Source organism: Burkholderia sp. SIMBA_051, assembly GCF_046534915.1.
Lineage (GTDB): Bacteria > Pseudomonadota > Gammaproteobacteria > Burkholderiales > Burkholderiaceae > Burkholderia > Burkholderia ambifaria.
Window position 1 is genome coordinate 1 of the sequence record NZ_JAWRXS010000841.1, and the last position, 238, is coordinate 238.

The window sequence follows — 238 nt, forward strand, 5'->3', positions numbered from 1 at the left end:
GGAAACGCTCGACAGCGATCACGTCGGCCTGCATTCGGCCAGTTCGATCAACGCGCGCACCCACATGGCCGCGCGCCAGGCGGGCAAGGCGCTGAAGCTGCGCATTCACGTGCCGGGCTTCGACGCCGTGTGCCGGATGGTGCAGGCGGGCATGGGCGTCGGCGTGCTGCCCGTCAACGTGTATCGCATCATGGGGCGGCCGTTGGGCCTCGTGTCCGTCGCGCTCGAAGACGAATGG

The 238-nt window shown here is 68.5% G+C and carries 1 pseudogene; it reads left to right on the forward strand.

Annotation, left to right across the window (positions count from 1 at the left end):
- Positions 1-238 (forward strand): annotated as a pseudogene (locus tag SB771_RS36820) (LysR family transcriptional regulator); the annotation flags it as partial.